The 14,863-nt window shown below is 68.9% G+C and carries 16 protein-coding genes; 2 read left to right on the forward strand and 14 right to left on the reverse strand.

Features of this window, described 5'->3' with window-relative positions; translation table 11 throughout:
* Positions 1-17: 17 nt before the first annotated feature.
* Positions 18-1,427 carry an MFS transporter gene (locus ACIBG5_RS42990; protein ID WP_396397879.1) on the reverse strand — a complete coding sequence of 470 codons (1,410 nt, stop codon included), beginning with the start codon at positions 1,425-1,427 and terminating at the stop codon, positions 18-20.
* Positions 1,428-1,584: 157 nt separating this feature from the next.
* Between ACIBG5_RS42990 and ACIBG5_RS42995 the strand changes: the two genes are divergently transcribed.
* Positions 1,585-2,166 (forward strand): TetR/AcrR family transcriptional regulator, encoded by a 582-nt coding sequence (locus ACIBG5_RS42995; RefSeq protein ID WP_396397880.1) that lies wholly within the window; start codon positions 1,585-1,587, stop codon positions 2,164-2,166.
* Here ACIBG5_RS42995 and ACIBG5_RS43000 read toward each other — a convergent pair.
* Genes ACIBG5_RS43000 through ACIBG5_RS43030 form a run of 7 tightly spaced genes read right to left on the reverse strand, consistent with a single transcriptional unit; the run spans position 2,163 to position 7,180 of the window.
* Positions 2,163-3,080: an exopolyphosphatase gene (locus ACIBG5_RS43000; RefSeq protein ID WP_396397881.1), complete on the reverse strand. Its 918-nt coding sequence runs from the start codon at positions 3,078-3,080 to the stop codon at positions 2,163-2,165. The genes ACIBG5_RS42995 and ACIBG5_RS43000 overlap by 4 nt on opposite strands.
* Complete coding sequence (locus tag ACIBG5_RS43005; RefSeq protein ID WP_360442038.1) at positions 3,073-3,555, reverse strand: DUF501 domain-containing protein; 483 nt, start codon at positions 3,553-3,555, stop codon at positions 3,073-3,075. The genes ACIBG5_RS43000 and ACIBG5_RS43005 overlap by 8 nt, the downstream gene beginning before the upstream one ends.
* Positions 3,552-4,157, reverse strand: a complete 606-nt coding sequence (locus ACIBG5_RS43010) for a septum formation initiator family protein (RefSeq protein ID WP_396397882.1) — start codon at positions 4,155-4,157, stop codon at positions 3,552-3,554. The genes ACIBG5_RS43005 and ACIBG5_RS43010 overlap by 4 nt, the downstream gene beginning before the upstream one ends.
* A gap of 21 nt (positions 4,158-4,178) precedes the next feature.
* Positions 4,179-5,459 carry a phosphopyruvate hydratase gene (gene eno, locus ACIBG5_RS43015; RefSeq protein ID WP_396397883.1) on the reverse strand — a complete coding sequence of 427 codons (1,281 nt, stop codon included), beginning with the start codon at positions 5,457-5,459 and terminating at the stop codon, positions 4,179-4,181.
* Between the two features lie 39 nt (positions 5,460-5,498).
* A complete protein-coding gene (locus ACIBG5_RS43020; protein WP_396397884.1) occupies positions 5,499-6,044 on the reverse strand; it encodes an RNA 2'-phosphotransferase in 546 nt (181 codons plus the stop codon).
* Positions 6,041-6,883 carry a LysR family transcriptional regulator gene (locus ACIBG5_RS43025; RefSeq protein ID WP_396397885.1) on the reverse strand — a complete coding sequence of 281 codons (843 nt, stop codon included), beginning with the start codon at positions 6,881-6,883 and terminating at the stop codon, positions 6,041-6,043. The genes ACIBG5_RS43020 and ACIBG5_RS43025 overlap by 4 nt, the downstream gene beginning before the upstream one ends.
* A 30-nt stretch (positions 6,884-6,913) precedes the next feature.
* On the reverse strand, positions 6,914-7,180 hold the full coding sequence (locus ACIBG5_RS43030; RefSeq protein ID WP_396397886.1) for a hypothetical protein: 267 nt from the start codon (positions 7,178-7,180) through the stop codon (positions 6,914-6,916).
* Between ACIBG5_RS43030 and ACIBG5_RS43035 the strand changes: the two genes are divergently transcribed.
* The gene (locus tag ACIBG5_RS43035) at positions 7,172-7,402 is read left to right on the forward strand and encodes a hypothetical protein (RefSeq protein ID WP_396397887.1); all 231 of its coding nucleotides are present in this window, start codon (positions 7,172-7,174) and stop codon (positions 7,400-7,402) included. The two genes, ACIBG5_RS43030 and ACIBG5_RS43035, sit on opposite strands and share 9 nt — an antisense overlap.
* On the opposite strand, the gene ACIBG5_RS43040 is transcribed toward ACIBG5_RS43035, so the two are convergent.
* The 6 genes from ACIBG5_RS43040 to pth form a co-directional block, all read right to left on the reverse strand.
* Positions 7,388-7,897: an NUDIX hydrolase gene (locus ACIBG5_RS43040; protein ID WP_396397888.1), complete on the reverse strand. Its 510-nt coding sequence runs from the start codon at positions 7,895-7,897 to the stop codon at positions 7,388-7,390. The two genes, ACIBG5_RS43035 and ACIBG5_RS43040, sit on opposite strands and share 15 nt — an antisense overlap.
* A 2-nt stretch (positions 7,898-7,899) precedes the next feature.
* Positions 7,900-8,754 (reverse strand): phosphotransferase enzyme family protein, encoded by an 855-nt coding sequence (locus ACIBG5_RS43045; RefSeq protein WP_396397889.1) that lies wholly within the window; start codon positions 8,752-8,754, stop codon positions 7,900-7,902.
* A 223-nt stretch (positions 8,755-8,977) separates the two neighbouring features.
* Positions 8,978-9,961, reverse strand: a complete 984-nt coding sequence (locus ACIBG5_RS43050) for a MazG family protein (RefSeq protein ID WP_396397890.1) — start codon at positions 9,959-9,961, stop codon at positions 8,978-8,980.
* A gap of 9 nt (positions 9,962-9,970) precedes the next feature.
* On the reverse strand, positions 9,971-10,600 hold the full coding sequence (locus ACIBG5_RS43055) for a hypothetical protein (protein ID WP_396397891.1): 630 nt from the start codon (positions 10,598-10,600) through the stop codon (positions 9,971-9,973).
* A gap of 28 nt (positions 10,601-10,628) precedes the next feature.
* The gene (gene mfd / locus ACIBG5_RS43060; RefSeq protein ID WP_396397892.1) at positions 10,629-14,267 is read right to left on the reverse strand and encodes a transcription-repair coupling factor; all 3,639 of its coding nucleotides are present in this window, start codon (positions 14,265-14,267) and stop codon (positions 10,629-10,631) included.
* Positions 14,264-14,839 (reverse strand): aminoacyl-tRNA hydrolase, encoded by a 576-nt coding sequence (gene pth, locus ACIBG5_RS43065; RefSeq protein ID WP_396397893.1) that lies wholly within the window; start codon positions 14,837-14,839, stop codon positions 14,264-14,266. Before pth ends, mfd begins: the two co-directional genes overlap by 4 nt.
* Between the last annotated feature and the right edge of the window lie 24 nt (positions 14,840-14,863).

Genomic DNA, 14,863 nt, shown 5'->3' on the forward strand with positions numbered 1-14,863 from the left:
ACCGAGGACTGCCGAGGCTAACGAACCAGTTCTTCGAGGACCGGGTCCGGTGCCGCGTGCTGAGCTCGGCGGTGGGTGGGGATGGCCAGGGCCAGGAGGACGGCGGCTGCGGCGAAGGCGGCGAGTAGGAGGAAGGTGTCGGTGAAGCCTGCTTCGGTCGGGAGGCCGGAGGGTTGGGTGTGGCCGGTGATGATGGAGCTGGCCAAGGCCGTGCCGATCGAGCCACCGATGGTGCGGATGTTGGCGTTCATGCCGGTCGCCGCTCCTGTCTGCTCGCGCGGCACGTTCTGCACGATCAGGCTCGTCATCGACGCGTAGGCCATCCCGAGGCCGATGCCGAACACCGCCGTCCAGAGCGCGACCTGCCAGGGCTCATCGTGGAGCTCGGCGAACGCGAGCGAGGCCACCAGGATCAGCGCCGATCCCCAGACCACCTGGGACTTCACACCGAAGTACGGCGTGATGGGACCACTGAGGGACCCGGTGACGGCCATCGTGACCAGCATCGGCAGCATCAAGAGACCCGCCTGCGTCACGCTCGAGCCGAACCCGAAGCCCGCAGCCTTCGGGATCTGCATGAACTGCGGCACGAACGCGTACACCGCGAACATCGCCGCACCGAACAGCAGCGCGACCAGGTTGGTCGTCCAGACCGCCGGCAGCCGCATCATCCGCATGTCGATCAGCGGGTTCCGCGACCGAAGCTCAACAGTGATCCAGCCGGCCAGCAGTACGACGGCAGCCGCGAACAGCACGATCGTCCGCGCCGAACCCCAGCCCCACGACCGCCCAGCACTCAACGGCAGCAGGAGAGCGATCAGCCAACCGGACAGGAACGCGGCGGCCAGCCAATCGATCCGGCCGGGCACACGAACAGGTGACTCGGGGACATAGTGGCGTACAAGCACCGACGCGAGAGCGATCACGATCAGCGGGATCCAGAACAGCCAGCGCCAACCGAGCGCCTCCACGATCGGGCCGGCCAGCACGATTCCGAGCCCGCCGCCGGCCGCGATGATCGCGGAGACCACGCCGACCACCGACGGCACGCGCTCGCTCGGGAATTCGTCCCGGATGATGCCGAACGACAGCGGGAACACCGCGCCGCCGACGCCCTGGACGACCCGGGCCGCGATCAGTACGCCGATGTTCGGGGCGAGCGCGGCGATCAGACAGCCGACCGCCAGCGCGATCAGCGCGCCGAGCAGAGTGCGCTCCTTGCCGGTCATGTCGCCGATCCGGCCGAGCAGCGGCGTCGCGACGGAGACGGACAGCAGGAGCGCGGTGAAGACCCAGGTGACCGTGCTCGGGGTGGTGTGCAGGTCGTGCTGGATGACGGGCAGTGCCGGGCTCACCAGCGACTGCAGCATCGAGAAAGCGGCCACGACCGACGCCAGCACAGCCAGCGTCACTCGTGGTGAGGACATATTTCCGGGCATGCAGAAGTCCTTCGAAAGGGTGTGAGCGCGCCGCACCCGCGGCGCGGGAATTCCCCGGCCTGGTAAAGTCGAGGTATGCCTCCACTATAGCGGAGGGTTGCCTCCGCTTGCAACGGGTATGGCACACGATGGATAGGGTGATCGGATGGTGAGTGAGACCAGGCCGGCCCTGCGGGTCGACGTACGACGGCCGCAGCGGGCCGACGCGCGACGGAACTTCGACGCGCTGCTCGCCGCTGCCCGGGACGCGTTCTCCACCAAGGGCACCGAAGCGTCGCTGGAGGAGATCGCGCGGCAGGCCGGCGTCGGGATCGGCACGCTGTACCGCAACTTCCCGACCCGCCAGGATCTGCTGCGGGCCGTGTACCTGGGTGAGATCGAGGAGTTGTGCCTGGCCGCCGAGGACGCCGCCGACCTCCCGCCGTGGGAGGCGCTGGCAACCTGGGTCCGTCGCTTCGTCGAGTACGCCGCGACGAAGCGCGCGATCCACGAGTCGCTGAACCGGGAGGCTGCCGAGTTCAGTGAGGCGCGGGACGCGATGTACGCCGCGGGCACGCCGCTGTTCGAGCGAGCCCAGGAGGCCGGCGAGGCGCGCAAGGACGTGTCCTTCGACGACCTGCTCCGGATGATCAGCGGCCTCACAGCCGCCGGGTTCGTCGACGACGAGCAGCGCGAGCGCGTGCTCCGGATCGCGCTGGACGGCGTCCGCGCCCGCGCGGCCGACTAACCGATCGAGAGGGCGACGCCGTCGAGGATGTCGTGCTCGGAGACGATCACCTCGCCGACGGCCATCCGGTCGTACAGGCGCTGCAGGATGAGCGCGCCGGCGCCGATAACGTCCACCCGCCCAGGGTGGATCACCGGGACGCTGCTCCGCTCGGCCCGTGTCGACCGCATCAGCCAGTACGTCGTCTCGCGGAGCAGTGAACCCGGGATCCGCGAGTGATGGATCCGCTCGGCGTCGTACTCGGTCAGCTTGGACGCGACGGCGGCGACGGTGGTGACCGTGCCGGCGGTCCCGATCAGGGCGCGTGCCGCAGTGATCGGGACGGTGGTGGAGGCCAGGAGGGCGTCGACGTCTTGGGTGGCGGCGGCCAGTTCGGCGGCCGTCGCGGGGTCGGAGACGAGGTGCCGCTCGGTCATCCGGACCGAGCCCATGTCGAGCGACTCGGCGGCGATCACGCCGTTCGCGTCGCCCAGGACGAGTTCGGTGGATCCGCCGCCGATGTCCGCGACGAGATACGGCCCGGGTACGGCGAGAGCACTCAGACCACCGGTCGCTCCGCGGAAGCTGAGCTCGGCCTCCTCGGCACCTGAGATGATCTCCGGCTCGACGCCGAACCGTTCCGAGATCCCGGCGAAGAACTTGTCCCGATTGCTCACATCCCGCGCAGCCGAGGTCGCCACGAACCGCGTCCGCGGAGCTCCGGCGGCTCGAATCACAGCGGCGTACTCGTCGGATGCCTTGAACACCCGCTCCAAGGCCTCCGGCGCGAACGCCCCGGTCGCATCCACACCCTGCCCGAGCCGCACGATCGTCATCCGCCGATCGATCTGCTTCAGCTCACCATCCACCACATCCGCAATCAGCAGACGGAGAGAATTGGTCCCGCAATCAACCGCGGCGACCCGGTCAAACACACGGACCTCGGCGGCCCCAGTCGTCCAGGGCGGCGAGGGCCTCGTCGCCGAGGGGGTTCACACCGGGGCCGGCTGCCAAGGAGTGGCCGACGAGAACGTGGAGGCATTTGACGCGCGTCGGCATGCCACCGGCGGTGATACCGGCGATCTCCTCGACATGCTCGATGGACTCGCGATGGGCGAGGTAGGACTCATGAGCCGCCTGATACTTCGCCGCCAGGTCCGCGTCGGTGCCGAGCCGGTCGGTCATTTCCTTCATCATGCCCTCGGCCTCGAGCGTCCCGATCGCCGACGCCAGTCGCGGGCAGGTCACGTAGTACGTGGTCGGGAACGGCGTACCGTCCGGCAGCCGTGGCTCTGTCTCGACAACGTCGGGCAGGCCGCAACTGCAGCGGTGCGCGATCGAGCGGATGCCACGGGCGGTCCGGCCCAACTGCTTGCTGACCGCTTCGGTGTCCTCGGGGCTGACGCTCACCGCGTCGCCTTGGGAGAGGGTGTGATGATCGGCTTCGGGGTGGGTTTGGCCGGGGTGGCGGCCGGCGGCGCGGGCGGTTCGCCGGCGCCTTCGACACTCCCCCAGAGCTTCGTGTACCAGGTCGGCTTCTGCGCGTCCGCCGTACCGTCCGCCGGCGTGTTGGGCTCCGGAGGCGCACCGACCGGCTTCCCGTCCGCGCCGATCACCCGGTAGCCGACCTCGCCCGGCATCACCCAGCCGAGCCGCTGCCGCGCCTGCGCCTTCACGTACGCGTCGTCGTTCCAGCGGGCGATCTCGTCGTTCAGTTCGCCGACCCGCTTCTCCCGGTCCCGGATCTCCTGCTGCAGCGCGGTGATCTGCTGGTGCTGGTCGAACCACACCCGCAAGCTCTGCGCGTACGACACGATCAGCGCACCCAGCACCAGCAGTACGACGGCCGCCCGGCCGGTCAGGTTGCGGGACCCCCGGGTCCGGGCCGGTCCGGCGGCTGTCCCCGTCGTACGGCGTTTGGGCTGATCGCCCCGCCGGGCCGGTGGACGCGACTGGGTACGGCTCGACGGACGCGAGCCGGGTCGTGCACCGGATTCCCGACGGGACGGCATGCTGTCTCGACTCCTCCTGGGTCAGCCCTGGTACCGCGGGAAGGCGGAGCGACCGGCGTACGCCGCGGCGTCGTCCAGCTCCTCCTCGATCCGCAGCAGCTGGTTGTACTTCGCGGTGCGGTCGGACCGCGCCGGGGCACCGGACTTGATCTGGCCACAGTTCGTCGCGACCGCGAGGTCGGCGATCGTGGTGTCCTCGGTCTCGCCGGAGCGGTGGCTCATCATGCAGGTGAAGCCGCTGCGGTGGGCCAGGTCGACCGCGTCCAGGGTCTCGGTCAGCGAACCGATCTGGTTCACCTTGACCAGCAGGCTGTTCGCCGCCTTCTCGGTGATACCGCGCTGCAGCCGCTCGACGTTGGTGACGAACAGGTCGTCGCCGACCAGCTGGGTCCTGGTGCCGAGCTCGGTGGTGATGGCCTTCCAGCCGTCCCAGTCCTCCTCGTTCAGTGGGTCCTCGATCGACACGATCGGGTACGACGCCACCAGGTCCGCGTAGTACGCGATCATCTGGTCGGCCGACTTCTTGCCACCCTCGAACGCGTACACGCCGTCTGTGTGGAACTCGCTCGCGGCCACATCCATCGCCAGCGCGATGTCCTTGCCGAGCTGCAGACCGGTCTTCTCGACCGCGACCGCGATCAGGTCGAGCGCCTCGCGGTTGCTGGCCAGGTTCGGCGCGAAGCCGCCCTCGTCGCCGAGGCCGGTGGACAGGCCGCGCTCCTTCAGCACCGCCTTCAGCGCGTGGTAGACGGTCGCGCCCTGCATCAGCGCCTCGCCGTAGGTGGCCGCGCCGATCGGGGCGATCATGAACTCCTGGACGTCGACGTTGCTGTCCGCGTGCGCGCCGCCGTTCAGGATGTTCATCATCGGCACCGGCAGGACGTGCGCGTTCGGGCCGCCGACGTAGCGGAACAGCGGTAGGCCGGCGCTGTCCGCGGCCGCCTTCGCCACTGCCAGGCTGACGCCGAGGATGGCGTTCGCGCCCAGCTTGGCCTTGTTCGGGGTGCCGTCGAGGTCCAGCAGCGCGTGGTCGATCAGCCGCTGCTCATGGACGTCGTACCCGACGATCTCCTTGTCGATGTCCTCCAGGATGGCCGTGACGGCCTTCAGGACGCCCTTGCCGCCGTACCGGGCCTTGTCGCCGTCACGCAGTTCGACGGCCTCGAACTGGCCGGTGGACGCGCCCGACGGGACGGCCGCCCGGGCGACTGTGTCGTCGTCGAGCAGAACCTCGACCTCGACAGTGGGGTTGCCGCGCGAGTCGAGGATCTCGCGGGCGCCGACGGCCTCGATGGTGGCCACATTGACTCCCAAGTTCTCGATGACGAATCGGTCCCGAGCCTAGCCGTCAGACCACCGGGCCCGGTGGACCGCGTCGACCCTAACGATCGCATCCGGCGGTACCTCCCGCGTCAGTAACACTCCGTTGGGCGCCCGATAGACCGCCAGATTGCCTGGATCCACGCCCAGCAAGACATCCACGGCCGATCGCCGTCCGACCTGGCTGTCCTTGGACGGCGCCAGATGGACGTGCGTACGTCGCCCGGCCTTGAGACCCTCGTGCTGGATCGCGGACAGTGCCTGGCCATTGGTCCCGTGCCAGAGCAGGTGGTCGGGGTGCACCCGTTCCCAACTGTTCTCCAAGGCTTCACGTGTCACCGGCATCCCTGCGCGTGAGTGCCCCTGACAAGCCCGGATTCGGTCTCTGTCGACCTGGAGCCGCTGCTTGTCGTTGTCCCGGACTGCGGCGTCCAGCCGCTCGCGGGTCAAGTGCAGCAGTTCGAGTACGTCGCTGATCGCCGCCCAGCCGTCCGCACTCATCGTGAGGCCGCGCTCACCCGCCGTGTGCCTGAGCAGCCGCGAGACCATCCGGCTGTCTCTGCTCACGACAGCATCCGCTTCAGTTCGTCCACCCTCTCGCTCCGGTCGGGTCGCGTGACGACGTAGTACCGCACCGGTGGCAGATCCTTGACCGGGATCCTCCGGACGGCACCCGTCGTACGGACCGAACCGTTGACCACGGCCGGTCCTATCCCGAGACGCACGAAGTGGACCAGCAGTTCCCACCCTTCCGCCTCGACCGCCACGGACCACCGCAGCCCCTGATCGAGCATGCTCCGCTCCAACTGCTGCCGATGCAGCCGATCTTTCGGCGGTACGACGAGCGCCTCGTCCCGCAGGTCCTTCAACCGGACGCTCCGCCGGCCGGCCAGGCGGTGGTCGGACCGGGTGATCAGGGTCTGTGGGAACTGCTGGAGCAGGTCGCAGTCGAGGTCATCGGGCGGGACCGTGAGCGCGGTGACTCCCACATCGCCGGACCCCTCCCGCACCGCAGCCAAGGTGGCGGCCGCATCGCCGGTGCGCAGTTGCAGCTCGTGGCCTTTGGCAAGGATCCGCCGGATCGGATCGCCGAGCAGGTAGAGGTACGCGCCCGAGCCGGCCATCAGCACGAGTGGGCGCGGAGGTAGGGCATCGAGCGTACGCAGGAAGTCGGCGGCCCGGTCGTTCGTGTCGTTCGCGAACGCGGCCAGCCGCTCTCCGGTGTCCGTCAGGTGCAGCTGCCGTCCTTGCTTGACGTACAGGGATTTTCCGAGGCGCTGCTCGAGTTTTCGGATGCGGGTGTGGAGCGCCGGCTGGCTGACGTGCAGCTCTTCCGCCGCGCGGGTGAAGTTGCGGTGTCGCGCGAACACCGCGAACGCTTCGAGATCCTCCGCCACCAGAGTCATTGACAGAAACTATAGCTGTATGGCTGATTGCTAGTTCTGCTGAAGTGCTGCGGCGGGTGAGCCTTGAGGTATGAAGCGATTGGGGATTGATATCGGACGGGTCATCATCGATGGATCGTCGGGATCCGGGGACACATCGTTCTTCTCCGGCGACACCGCGGCGATGCTGCGGACGCCCGCCGTACCTGGTGCGTTCGAGGCGATCGCGCGGCTGGTGCCGCTGTTCGACGAGGCCTGGCTGGTCTCGAAGTGCGGGCCGCGGGAGCAAAGCAGCGATCGCTGGATTGGTTGCGTCATCACCGCTTCTTCGAGCGGACCGGGATTGCCGACGGCAACGTTCGATTCTGCCTGCGTCGACCACAGAAGGCGATCCACTGCGCCGACCTCGCCATCACCCACTTCGTCGACGACAAGCCGGACGTGATCGCGGCCATCAAGCCCGTGGTGCCTCACCGCTACCTGTTCAAGAACTGGATTGCCACCGAGACGGCGATCCGGCGGGATCTAGCCGGCGTCTGAGCTCCTGCGATCGATGGCCAGGTGGCGGAGCTCGGTCGCGTCCTCCATCAGGCAGTCCCGGATCTGTGGCGGCAGGAGATCCACGCCGCCCAGGTCGGCGCGGCGAACCCAGCGGAAACTGTGCGCGAGCTCCACGGTGTCCTGCGCCGCGTCCGGCGAGAGGCCGTCGGGCCAGGCGAACTCGTAGTAGAAGCAGACCTCCTGATGCAGCGTGCCGTTCAGGGTCAGCATGTCCTCGGTGACCAGCCGGAGTTCACCGACGGTCAGCTCGAGCTGCATCTCCTCGCGGAGTTCACGGACCGCAGCGGCCGCCGCAGTCTCGCCGTACGCGACCTTCCCACCGGGCAGGAACCAGCCGTCGAGGTCATCGACTGCGCACAAGAGGATCCGGTCGCGATCACGGACGATCGCCCCGGCCCGCAGCTTGAAGTTGCCGTCCGGACCCACGCAAGCGATGTCCTCCGGCTGCCCTGCCCAGCCAACCTCTTGTTCCACAGTCAGTGCTCCTCGGAGGCGAAGGCGCGGCGGGCGTCGGCGAGGCCCTTGCGGTTCTCGGCTGGGTCGGCGATGCCGGTGCGGACGTCGGTCGAACACCGCCAGGCGAAGTACCCGGCCTGGACCGCCCATCGGAGCCGGAGGAACGCTGTGAGGCCGGTCTCGACCTCGTGGGCAGACTCCGGCCGCTGCTCGAGATACGCGGGTACGACGTCGTCCGGGGTACCGGCGTACATGACCGCCGACGCCACGTCGTACAGCACCGGCCCATGCATCGCGCCACCCCAGTCGATCAACGCGACCTCACCATCGGGCTGCCGCAGAAACGCCTCAGCCGCCGGATCCCCGTGCAACCCGGCCCAGGACAGGCCATCGAGCGCCTGCACACCCTCTACCGCGCCCTCAACCGCCGGCCGGATCCACGCTTCCAGATCCAAGTACTCATCGAACTGCGTCACCAGGTGAAGCCAATCCACCAACTCCCCGGGCGGCGTCGCCGACACACCATGCACCCGCCCGAGCGACTCGCCGACCGCACGCTGATCCTCAACCGTCCCCGCCAGCGGCTCCCCGTCAACGAACTCCAGCACCCCAACCAGCCGGTCCCCCACGCGCTCGGCCACCCGGCCCGCCTGACTCACCACCGGCCGCCCAGTCACCACTCCCGCATCCCCAAGCCGCGCCGCCAACTCCAGCCCAGGCACGAACGCGCCATCCCCCGCGTCCACGGACTTCACCACCACCCGCCAGCCATCCGCGGCGGCAAGCCACACAGCGGAGTTCATCCCGCCGGTCAGTTCCTCCACATGTGTGGGCTTGAGATCCCACCGCTCCAGCAACACTCCGGTGACATCCACCGCCCCACCCTGCCAGCCACACACCACCCCCGCATCCGATTTCCCAGCAGCACCACCACGAGGCGGACCTCCCCCACTCACCATCGCCCGTGACCTGCAAGTGGCAGCAGCCCGCTGAGCGTGAGCCGGTCACGCGACGAGTAGTTGGTGAGTGGCACAGGTCCGCGCACTCGCTGGTCGTCGGGATGTGGACGGCCGCGTTCGTGCGGATGACCGCCGTGGGTCAGGACGCCTCGGCGGCGCGAATCTCCGCGGTCAGCTGCTGGATCGCGGTCCGGAGTGCCTGTTCGGCGTCGACATCGAGGGTGCGAGCCTCGCGGACCAGCGCCAGCAGCTCCCTGCCGATGCGCTCAGCCTCGGTGCCGGGAGCCGCTGGTGTCAGCTCGGCGGGCAGGACCTTGGCGGCGCGGCCGAGGATTTTGTCGGCCAGGGCCAGGGCCGGGAGGGCCAGCGGGATTCCTTCCAGGACGGAGGAGCGCTGCTTCTCTGCGGCCTTGATGGTTTCCCAGTTGGCTTCGACAGCGGCCGCGTCGGCCGCATCCACCGTGCCGAAGACGTGGGGGTGCCGGCGGACGAGTTTCTCGACGATGTCCCCGGAGACGTCGTCGATCGAGAATCCGTCGTCGGAGCTGTCTTCCTCGGCAATGCGGGAGTGGAAGGCTACCTGCAACAACAGGTCGCCCAGTTCTTCGCGGAGGTGAGGGCGGTCGCCGGTGTCGATGGCTTCGAGGGTTTCGTAGGTTTCCTCGAGGAGGTACTTCGCCAAGGTCTCGTGGGTTTGCTCCTGGTCCCAGGGGCAGTTGCGGCGGAGGCGGTCCATGACGCGGACGAGGTCGATGAGTCGCGCGCCGGGTACGTCGTACGAGCCGTGCAGGATCTCCACGTCGTACGGCGGCCGCGGCTCCCGGCTGATCTGGTCGGCTACCACGCGGAGCAGCCCGGGTTCGCCGTCCTCACCGACGAGCCAGGCGACCTGACGTCCTGAGGCGGCCGCGGCTGACAGCCAGGTCCAGGCCTCGGTGAGCCCGCCCTCGACCTGGGTGACGACCAGTCCGGAGCCGACCACTGCCTGGACATCAGGGCGTGACGGACCACCCGCGGCGCCGATCTCGTCGGCGTCGCCCAGCACCTGCCAGGCGGCACGAGTCAGCAGGCCCGGCGCCACCCGAGGGCTGGTGAGGACCACCTTGATCCCACCAGTGGTCATGCGGGAACCTCAGCCCTGGCCCTGCTGCTGTTGCTGCTGCTGTTCCTGGGCCTCGCGCTTGGCCTTGGCCTGGTCGGACTCCTCGGACAGCGAGCCGGAGACCTTGCCGTCGATGGCGCCGTCGGTCCACTGGCCGAACCGTGGCGCGATGCTGACGTCGATGTTCTTCGACGCGTCCTTGACGACCGCCATGCCGTTCTGCTGCTTCTGCTGCGCCTGCGGGTCGTTCACGCCGGAGCCGCCGCCGAGCTTGATGGTCGCGACCGCCGCCTGCGCGACACCGTTCAGGAAGTCGCGCGACACCGGATTCGCCTGGAACTTCTGGAACGCCGCCTCGTCGCCGACCACCAGCTTCGCGGCCTCGGCGGTCTCCGCGTCGCTGACCGAGATCGACCTCTCTTCGCTGACCTTGGACACCAGCACCGAGTTGACCATCTCGCTCAGCGTGACGCCGGCAGTGAAGTCCTGACCGAGAGCATTGGTGACCGCGCGCGAAGTCTCGTCGACGTCGCCGATGCTGATCTCGGTCCCGCCGACCACGGCCGCCGCGCCCGGGTGCGTTCCCGCCGCGCAGCCGCCGGCCAGCAGCACCATGGCCACTGCCACACCGATCGCCCCAAGCCGTCGAGATGTGCTCACCGAATCTCCTCGTGTCTTCCGTCCAGGTTCACGCCGGCACCCCGATCGGTTCGGCGATCACGTCATCGATCAACCGGGCGCACCACTGCAGCAACTCCTGGTCACGGAGCGGCTGACCGGCGACCGGCCGGGTGGCAGGTCTCGGCACCAGGATCGTACGCAGTTGCGCCTTCACCAGACTCTTCGGGTACAGCCTGTTCAGCCGCAGCACCTTCGAATCGGGCAGCTCGACCGGTCCGAACCGGATCAGATTCCCCTGCAGGGTGACGTCGTGCAGCCCCGCCCGGCGGGCATGGTTGCGGAACTTCGCCACCTCGATCAGGTTCAGCACCGGCTGCGGGATGTCGCCGTACCGGTCGTGCAACTCCTCGACCAGTTCGGCGATGCCCTCGTCGTCGCGGACCGCGGCCAGCCGCTGGTACATCTCCAGCCGGAGCCGCTGCGACGGGATGTAGTCGTGCGGCAGATGCGCGTCGATCGGCAGCTCGATCTTGACCTCGGGCTCCTCGACCTGGGTGTCGCCGCGGTACTCCGCGACCGCCTCGCCGACCAGCCTGACGTAGAGATCGAAGCCGACGTCGGCGATGTGCCCGGACTGCTCGCCGCCGAGCAGGTTGCCGGCGCCACGGATCTCCAGGTCCTTCATCGCGACCGCCATCCCACCGCCCAGATCGGCGTGCTGCGCGATCGTGGCCAGCCGGTCGTGCGCGGTCTCGGTCAGCGGCTTCTCCGGCGGGAAGAAGAAGTACGCGTACGCGCGTTCCCGGCCACGGCCGACCCGGCCGCGGAGCTGGTGCAGCTGGGACAGGCCGAGCAGATCGGACCGCTCCACGATCATCGTGTTCGCGTTCGAGATGTCGATCCCGGACTCGACGATCGTCGTACAGACGATCACGTCGGACTGCTTCTCCCAGAAGCCCTGGATCACGTTCTCGAGCGTGTGCTCGTTCATCTGGCCGTGGGCCACCGAAACCCGGGCCTCCGGGACGAGCTGGCGAATCCGGGCGGCCGCCTTCTCGATCGTGTTGACCCGGTTGTGGACGACGAAGACCTGGCCCTCGCGGAGCAGCTCGCGCCGGATCGCGGCGGTCACCTGGCCCTCTTCGTACGCGCCGACGAAGGTCAGCACCGGGTGCCGCTCCTCCGGCGGCGTCGCGATCGTGGACATCTCGCGGATGCCGGTGATCGACATCTCCAGGGTCCGAGGGATCGGCGTCGCGGACATCGTCAGTACGTCGACCGCGGTTCGCAGCCGCTTCAGCTGCTCCTTGTGCTCGACGCCGAACCGCTGCTCCTCGTCGACAACGACGAGTCCGAGGTCCTTGAAGTGCACTTCACCGGACAGCAGCCGGTGCGTACCGATCACGACGTCGATGGTCCCGTCGGCCAGCCCGTCGATCGCGGCCTTGGCCTCCTTGTCGGTCTGGAACCGCGACAGCGGCGCCACATTGACCGGGAAGGCGGCGTACCGCTCGGCGAAAGTCGCATAGTGCTGCTGCACCAGCAGCGTCGTCGGAACCAATATGGCGACCTGCTTGCCGTCCTGCACCGCCTTGAAGGCAGCGCGTACGGCGATCTCGGTCTTGCCGTAACCGACGTCGCCACACACGATCCGGTCCATCGGCGTGATGCGTTCCATGTCGTGCTTCACGTCGTCGATCGTGGCCAGCTGATCCGGCGTCTCCACGAACGGGAACGCGTCCTCGAGCTCGCGCTGCCACGGGGTGTCCTTGGCGAACGCGTGGCCCTTGGTCGCCTGGCGGGCGGCGTACAGCTTGATCAGCTCGCCGGCGATCTGCCGGACCGCCTTGCGCGCACGGCCCTTGCGCTTGGCCCAGTCGCCGCCGCCCATCTTGTCCAGGGACGGCTGCTCGCCGCCGACGTACCGGGTGACCTGGTCGAGCTGGTCGGTCGGCACGTACAGCCGGTCGCCGGGCTGGCCGCGTTTGCTCGGCGCGAACTCGATCACGACGTACTCGCGGGTGGCCCGCTGGGCACCGGTGCCGACGGTCCGCTGCATCATCTCGACGTACCGGCCGACGCCGTGCTGCTCGTGCACGACGTAGTCGCCGGGCTGCAGCTCCAGCGGATCGATCGTCTTCTTCCGGCGCGAAGGCATCCGTTGCTGCGAACGCCGTTCGGCCGCCGACCGCTGACCGGCCAGGTCGTTCTCGGTGAGTACGGCGAGCTTGATGCCCTCGGCAATGAATCCGTGGTCCAGCTGGCCCTGCGAGATCAAGACGACGCCCGGCGCCGGGATCTCGTCGATGCCCTCGACCGCGCGAGCCGGCAGCTCGGCCTCGGAGAAGACCTCGGCCAGGCGCTGCGCGGGGCCGTGGCCCTCGGTGACGCAGACGACGCGCCAGCCGTCGCGCAACCATCCACGGACGTCCTCGACCGCGGCCGCCGTCTCACCGCGGTACGGGTCGACCTCGTGCGCCGCGATCACCCGGCTCCGGACCGCGCCGGCGTCCGGGTCGATGTCGAACGAGATCCGCTCGCCCATCGAGTCGCGCAGCTCCGGCGCGTCGGTCGGGGCCGCCGCGAACGGCGACAGGCTCCACCAGGCCAGGCCCTTGCCCAGCGCATGCTCCCGGACGTCGCCGAGCGCCATGTACGCCGCCGCGCCCAGGTCGATCGGGGCCTCGCCACCACCGGCAGCGGCCGCCCACGACGCCTCCAGGAACTCCTGGCTGGTCGCGACCAGGTCGTGCGCCCGGGCCCGCACGCGCTCCGGGTCGCTGACCACGACGTGCGTCCCGGCCGGCATCAGGTCGACCAGCAACTCCATGTCGTCGACCAGCACGGGTGCCAGTGACTCCATGCCCTCGACGGCATGCCCTTCGGCCAGCTTCTCGAACAGCTCGGCCAGCTCCGGGTGTTCCTTCGCCAGTACGGCGGCCCGGGCGCGGACCTCGTCGGTCAGCAGCAACTCACGGCACGGAGGAGCCCACAGGCCGTGCTCGGCGATCTCCAGCGACCGCTGGTCGGCGACCGCGAAGTACCGGATCTCCTCGATGTCGTCGCCGAAGAAGTCGACCCGCAGCGGGTGCTCCTCGGTCGGCGGGAAGACGTCGATGATGCCGCCGCGGACCGCGAACTCGCCACGCCGCTCGACCAGGTCCACCCGGTGGTACGCCGCCCCGGCCAGCTGCTCGACGACATCCTCGAGCTCGACCGAGTCGCCGACGTGCAACTGCACCGGCTTCAGGTCGGCCAGCCCGGCCACCTGCGGCTGCAGCACCGACCGCACCGGCGCGACCAGGATCTTGATCGGCCCGGTCGTCTCGTCCGACGGATCCGGGTGCGCCAGCCGGCGCAGTACGGCCAGCCGACGGCCGACCGTGTCCGACCGGGGCGAGAGCCGCTCGTGCGGGAGGGTCTCCCAGGCCGGGTAGTAGGCGACCGTGCCGGGCTCGACCAGGCACTGCAGTGCCTCGGTGAGCTCCTCGGCCTCGCGGAATGTCGCGGTGACCGCGAGCACCGGGCGGTCGGCGCCCTTCTGCTCGGACGCGATCGCGGCCAGCAGGACCGGGCGGATCGGCCCCGGTGCGCTCAGGTCAAGAGTCGTGACACCGTCCGGCTGCGTGGAACTCCGGGCATCACGAACGGCCTGGGCCACCACCGGATCGGTGATCAGGGTGTCGACCAGACCGCTCAGCTTCACGAGTTGTACTTCCCTTGAGTGACATCGAGGCCGTCGGTGAGCAGCGACTCGACCGCGTCCGCGGTCCGGTCGACCGCGAAGGGGAGGTCCTTGCGTTCGGTCGAGGAGAACTCGTTCAGGACGAAGTCGGCGGGGTTCTGCCGGCCCGGCGGACGACCCACACCGAACCGGACTCGATAGTACTCACCGGTGCCAAGCGATTTCCGGATCGACTTCAGCCCGTTGTGCCCGTTGTCCCCGCCGCCGAACTTGCAGCGCAGTACGCCGAAGTCGATGTCCAGCTCGTCGTGGACCACGACCAGGCTGGCGGGCTCGACCTTGAAGAACTTCAGCAGCCCGGACACCGGCCCACCGGATTCGTTCATGTACGACCGGGGCCTGGCCAGCACGGTCCGGATCCCGCTGATCCGGGTCTCGATCACCTCGGACTTGACCTGCTTGTGCTGCTTCCACTTGCCGCCGGTCCGGGCGGCCAGCTCATCGGCCACCAGGTGACCGATGTTGTGCCGGGTGCGCGCATAGGAAGGGCCGGGATTCCCCAGTCCGACGACCAACCACACGTCGTCCGCCACGGATCCCGGCCCTCCTGATGTCGC

The organism is Kribbella sp. NPDC050241, assembly GCF_044459685.1.
In the GTDB taxonomy this organism is placed as follows: Bacteria; Actinomycetota; Actinomycetes; order Propionibacteriales; family Kribbellaceae; genus Kribbella.

What these genes read in the sequence shown, in the direction of transcription:
- ACIBG5_RS42990 (WP_396397879.1), bottom strand. Translation starts at nt 1,427, where the DNA reads ATGTCCTCACCACGAGTGACGCTGGCTGTGCTGGCGTCGGTCGTGGCC.
- ACIBG5_RS42995 (WP_396397880.1), top strand. Translation starts at nt 1,585, where the DNA reads ATGGTGAGTGAGACCAGGCCGGCCCTGCGGGTCGACGTACGACGGCCG.
- ACIBG5_RS43010 (WP_396397882.1), bottom strand. Translation starts at nt 4,157, where the DNA reads ATGCCGTCCCGTCGGGAATCCGGTGCACGACCCGGCTCGCGTCCGTCG.
- ACIBG5_RS43025 (WP_396397885.1), bottom strand. Translation starts at nt 6,883, where the DNA reads ATGACTCTGGTGGCGGAGGATCTCGAAGCGTTCGCGGTGTTCGCGCGA.
- ACIBG5_RS43030 (WP_396397886.1), bottom strand. Translation starts at nt 7,180, where the DNA reads ATGACGCAACCAATCCAGCGATCGCTGCTTTGCTCCCGCGGCCCGCAC.
- ACIBG5_RS43050 (WP_396397890.1), bottom strand. Translation starts at nt 9,961, where the DNA reads ATGACCACTGGTGGGATCAAGGTGGTCCTCACCAGCCCTCGGGTGGCG.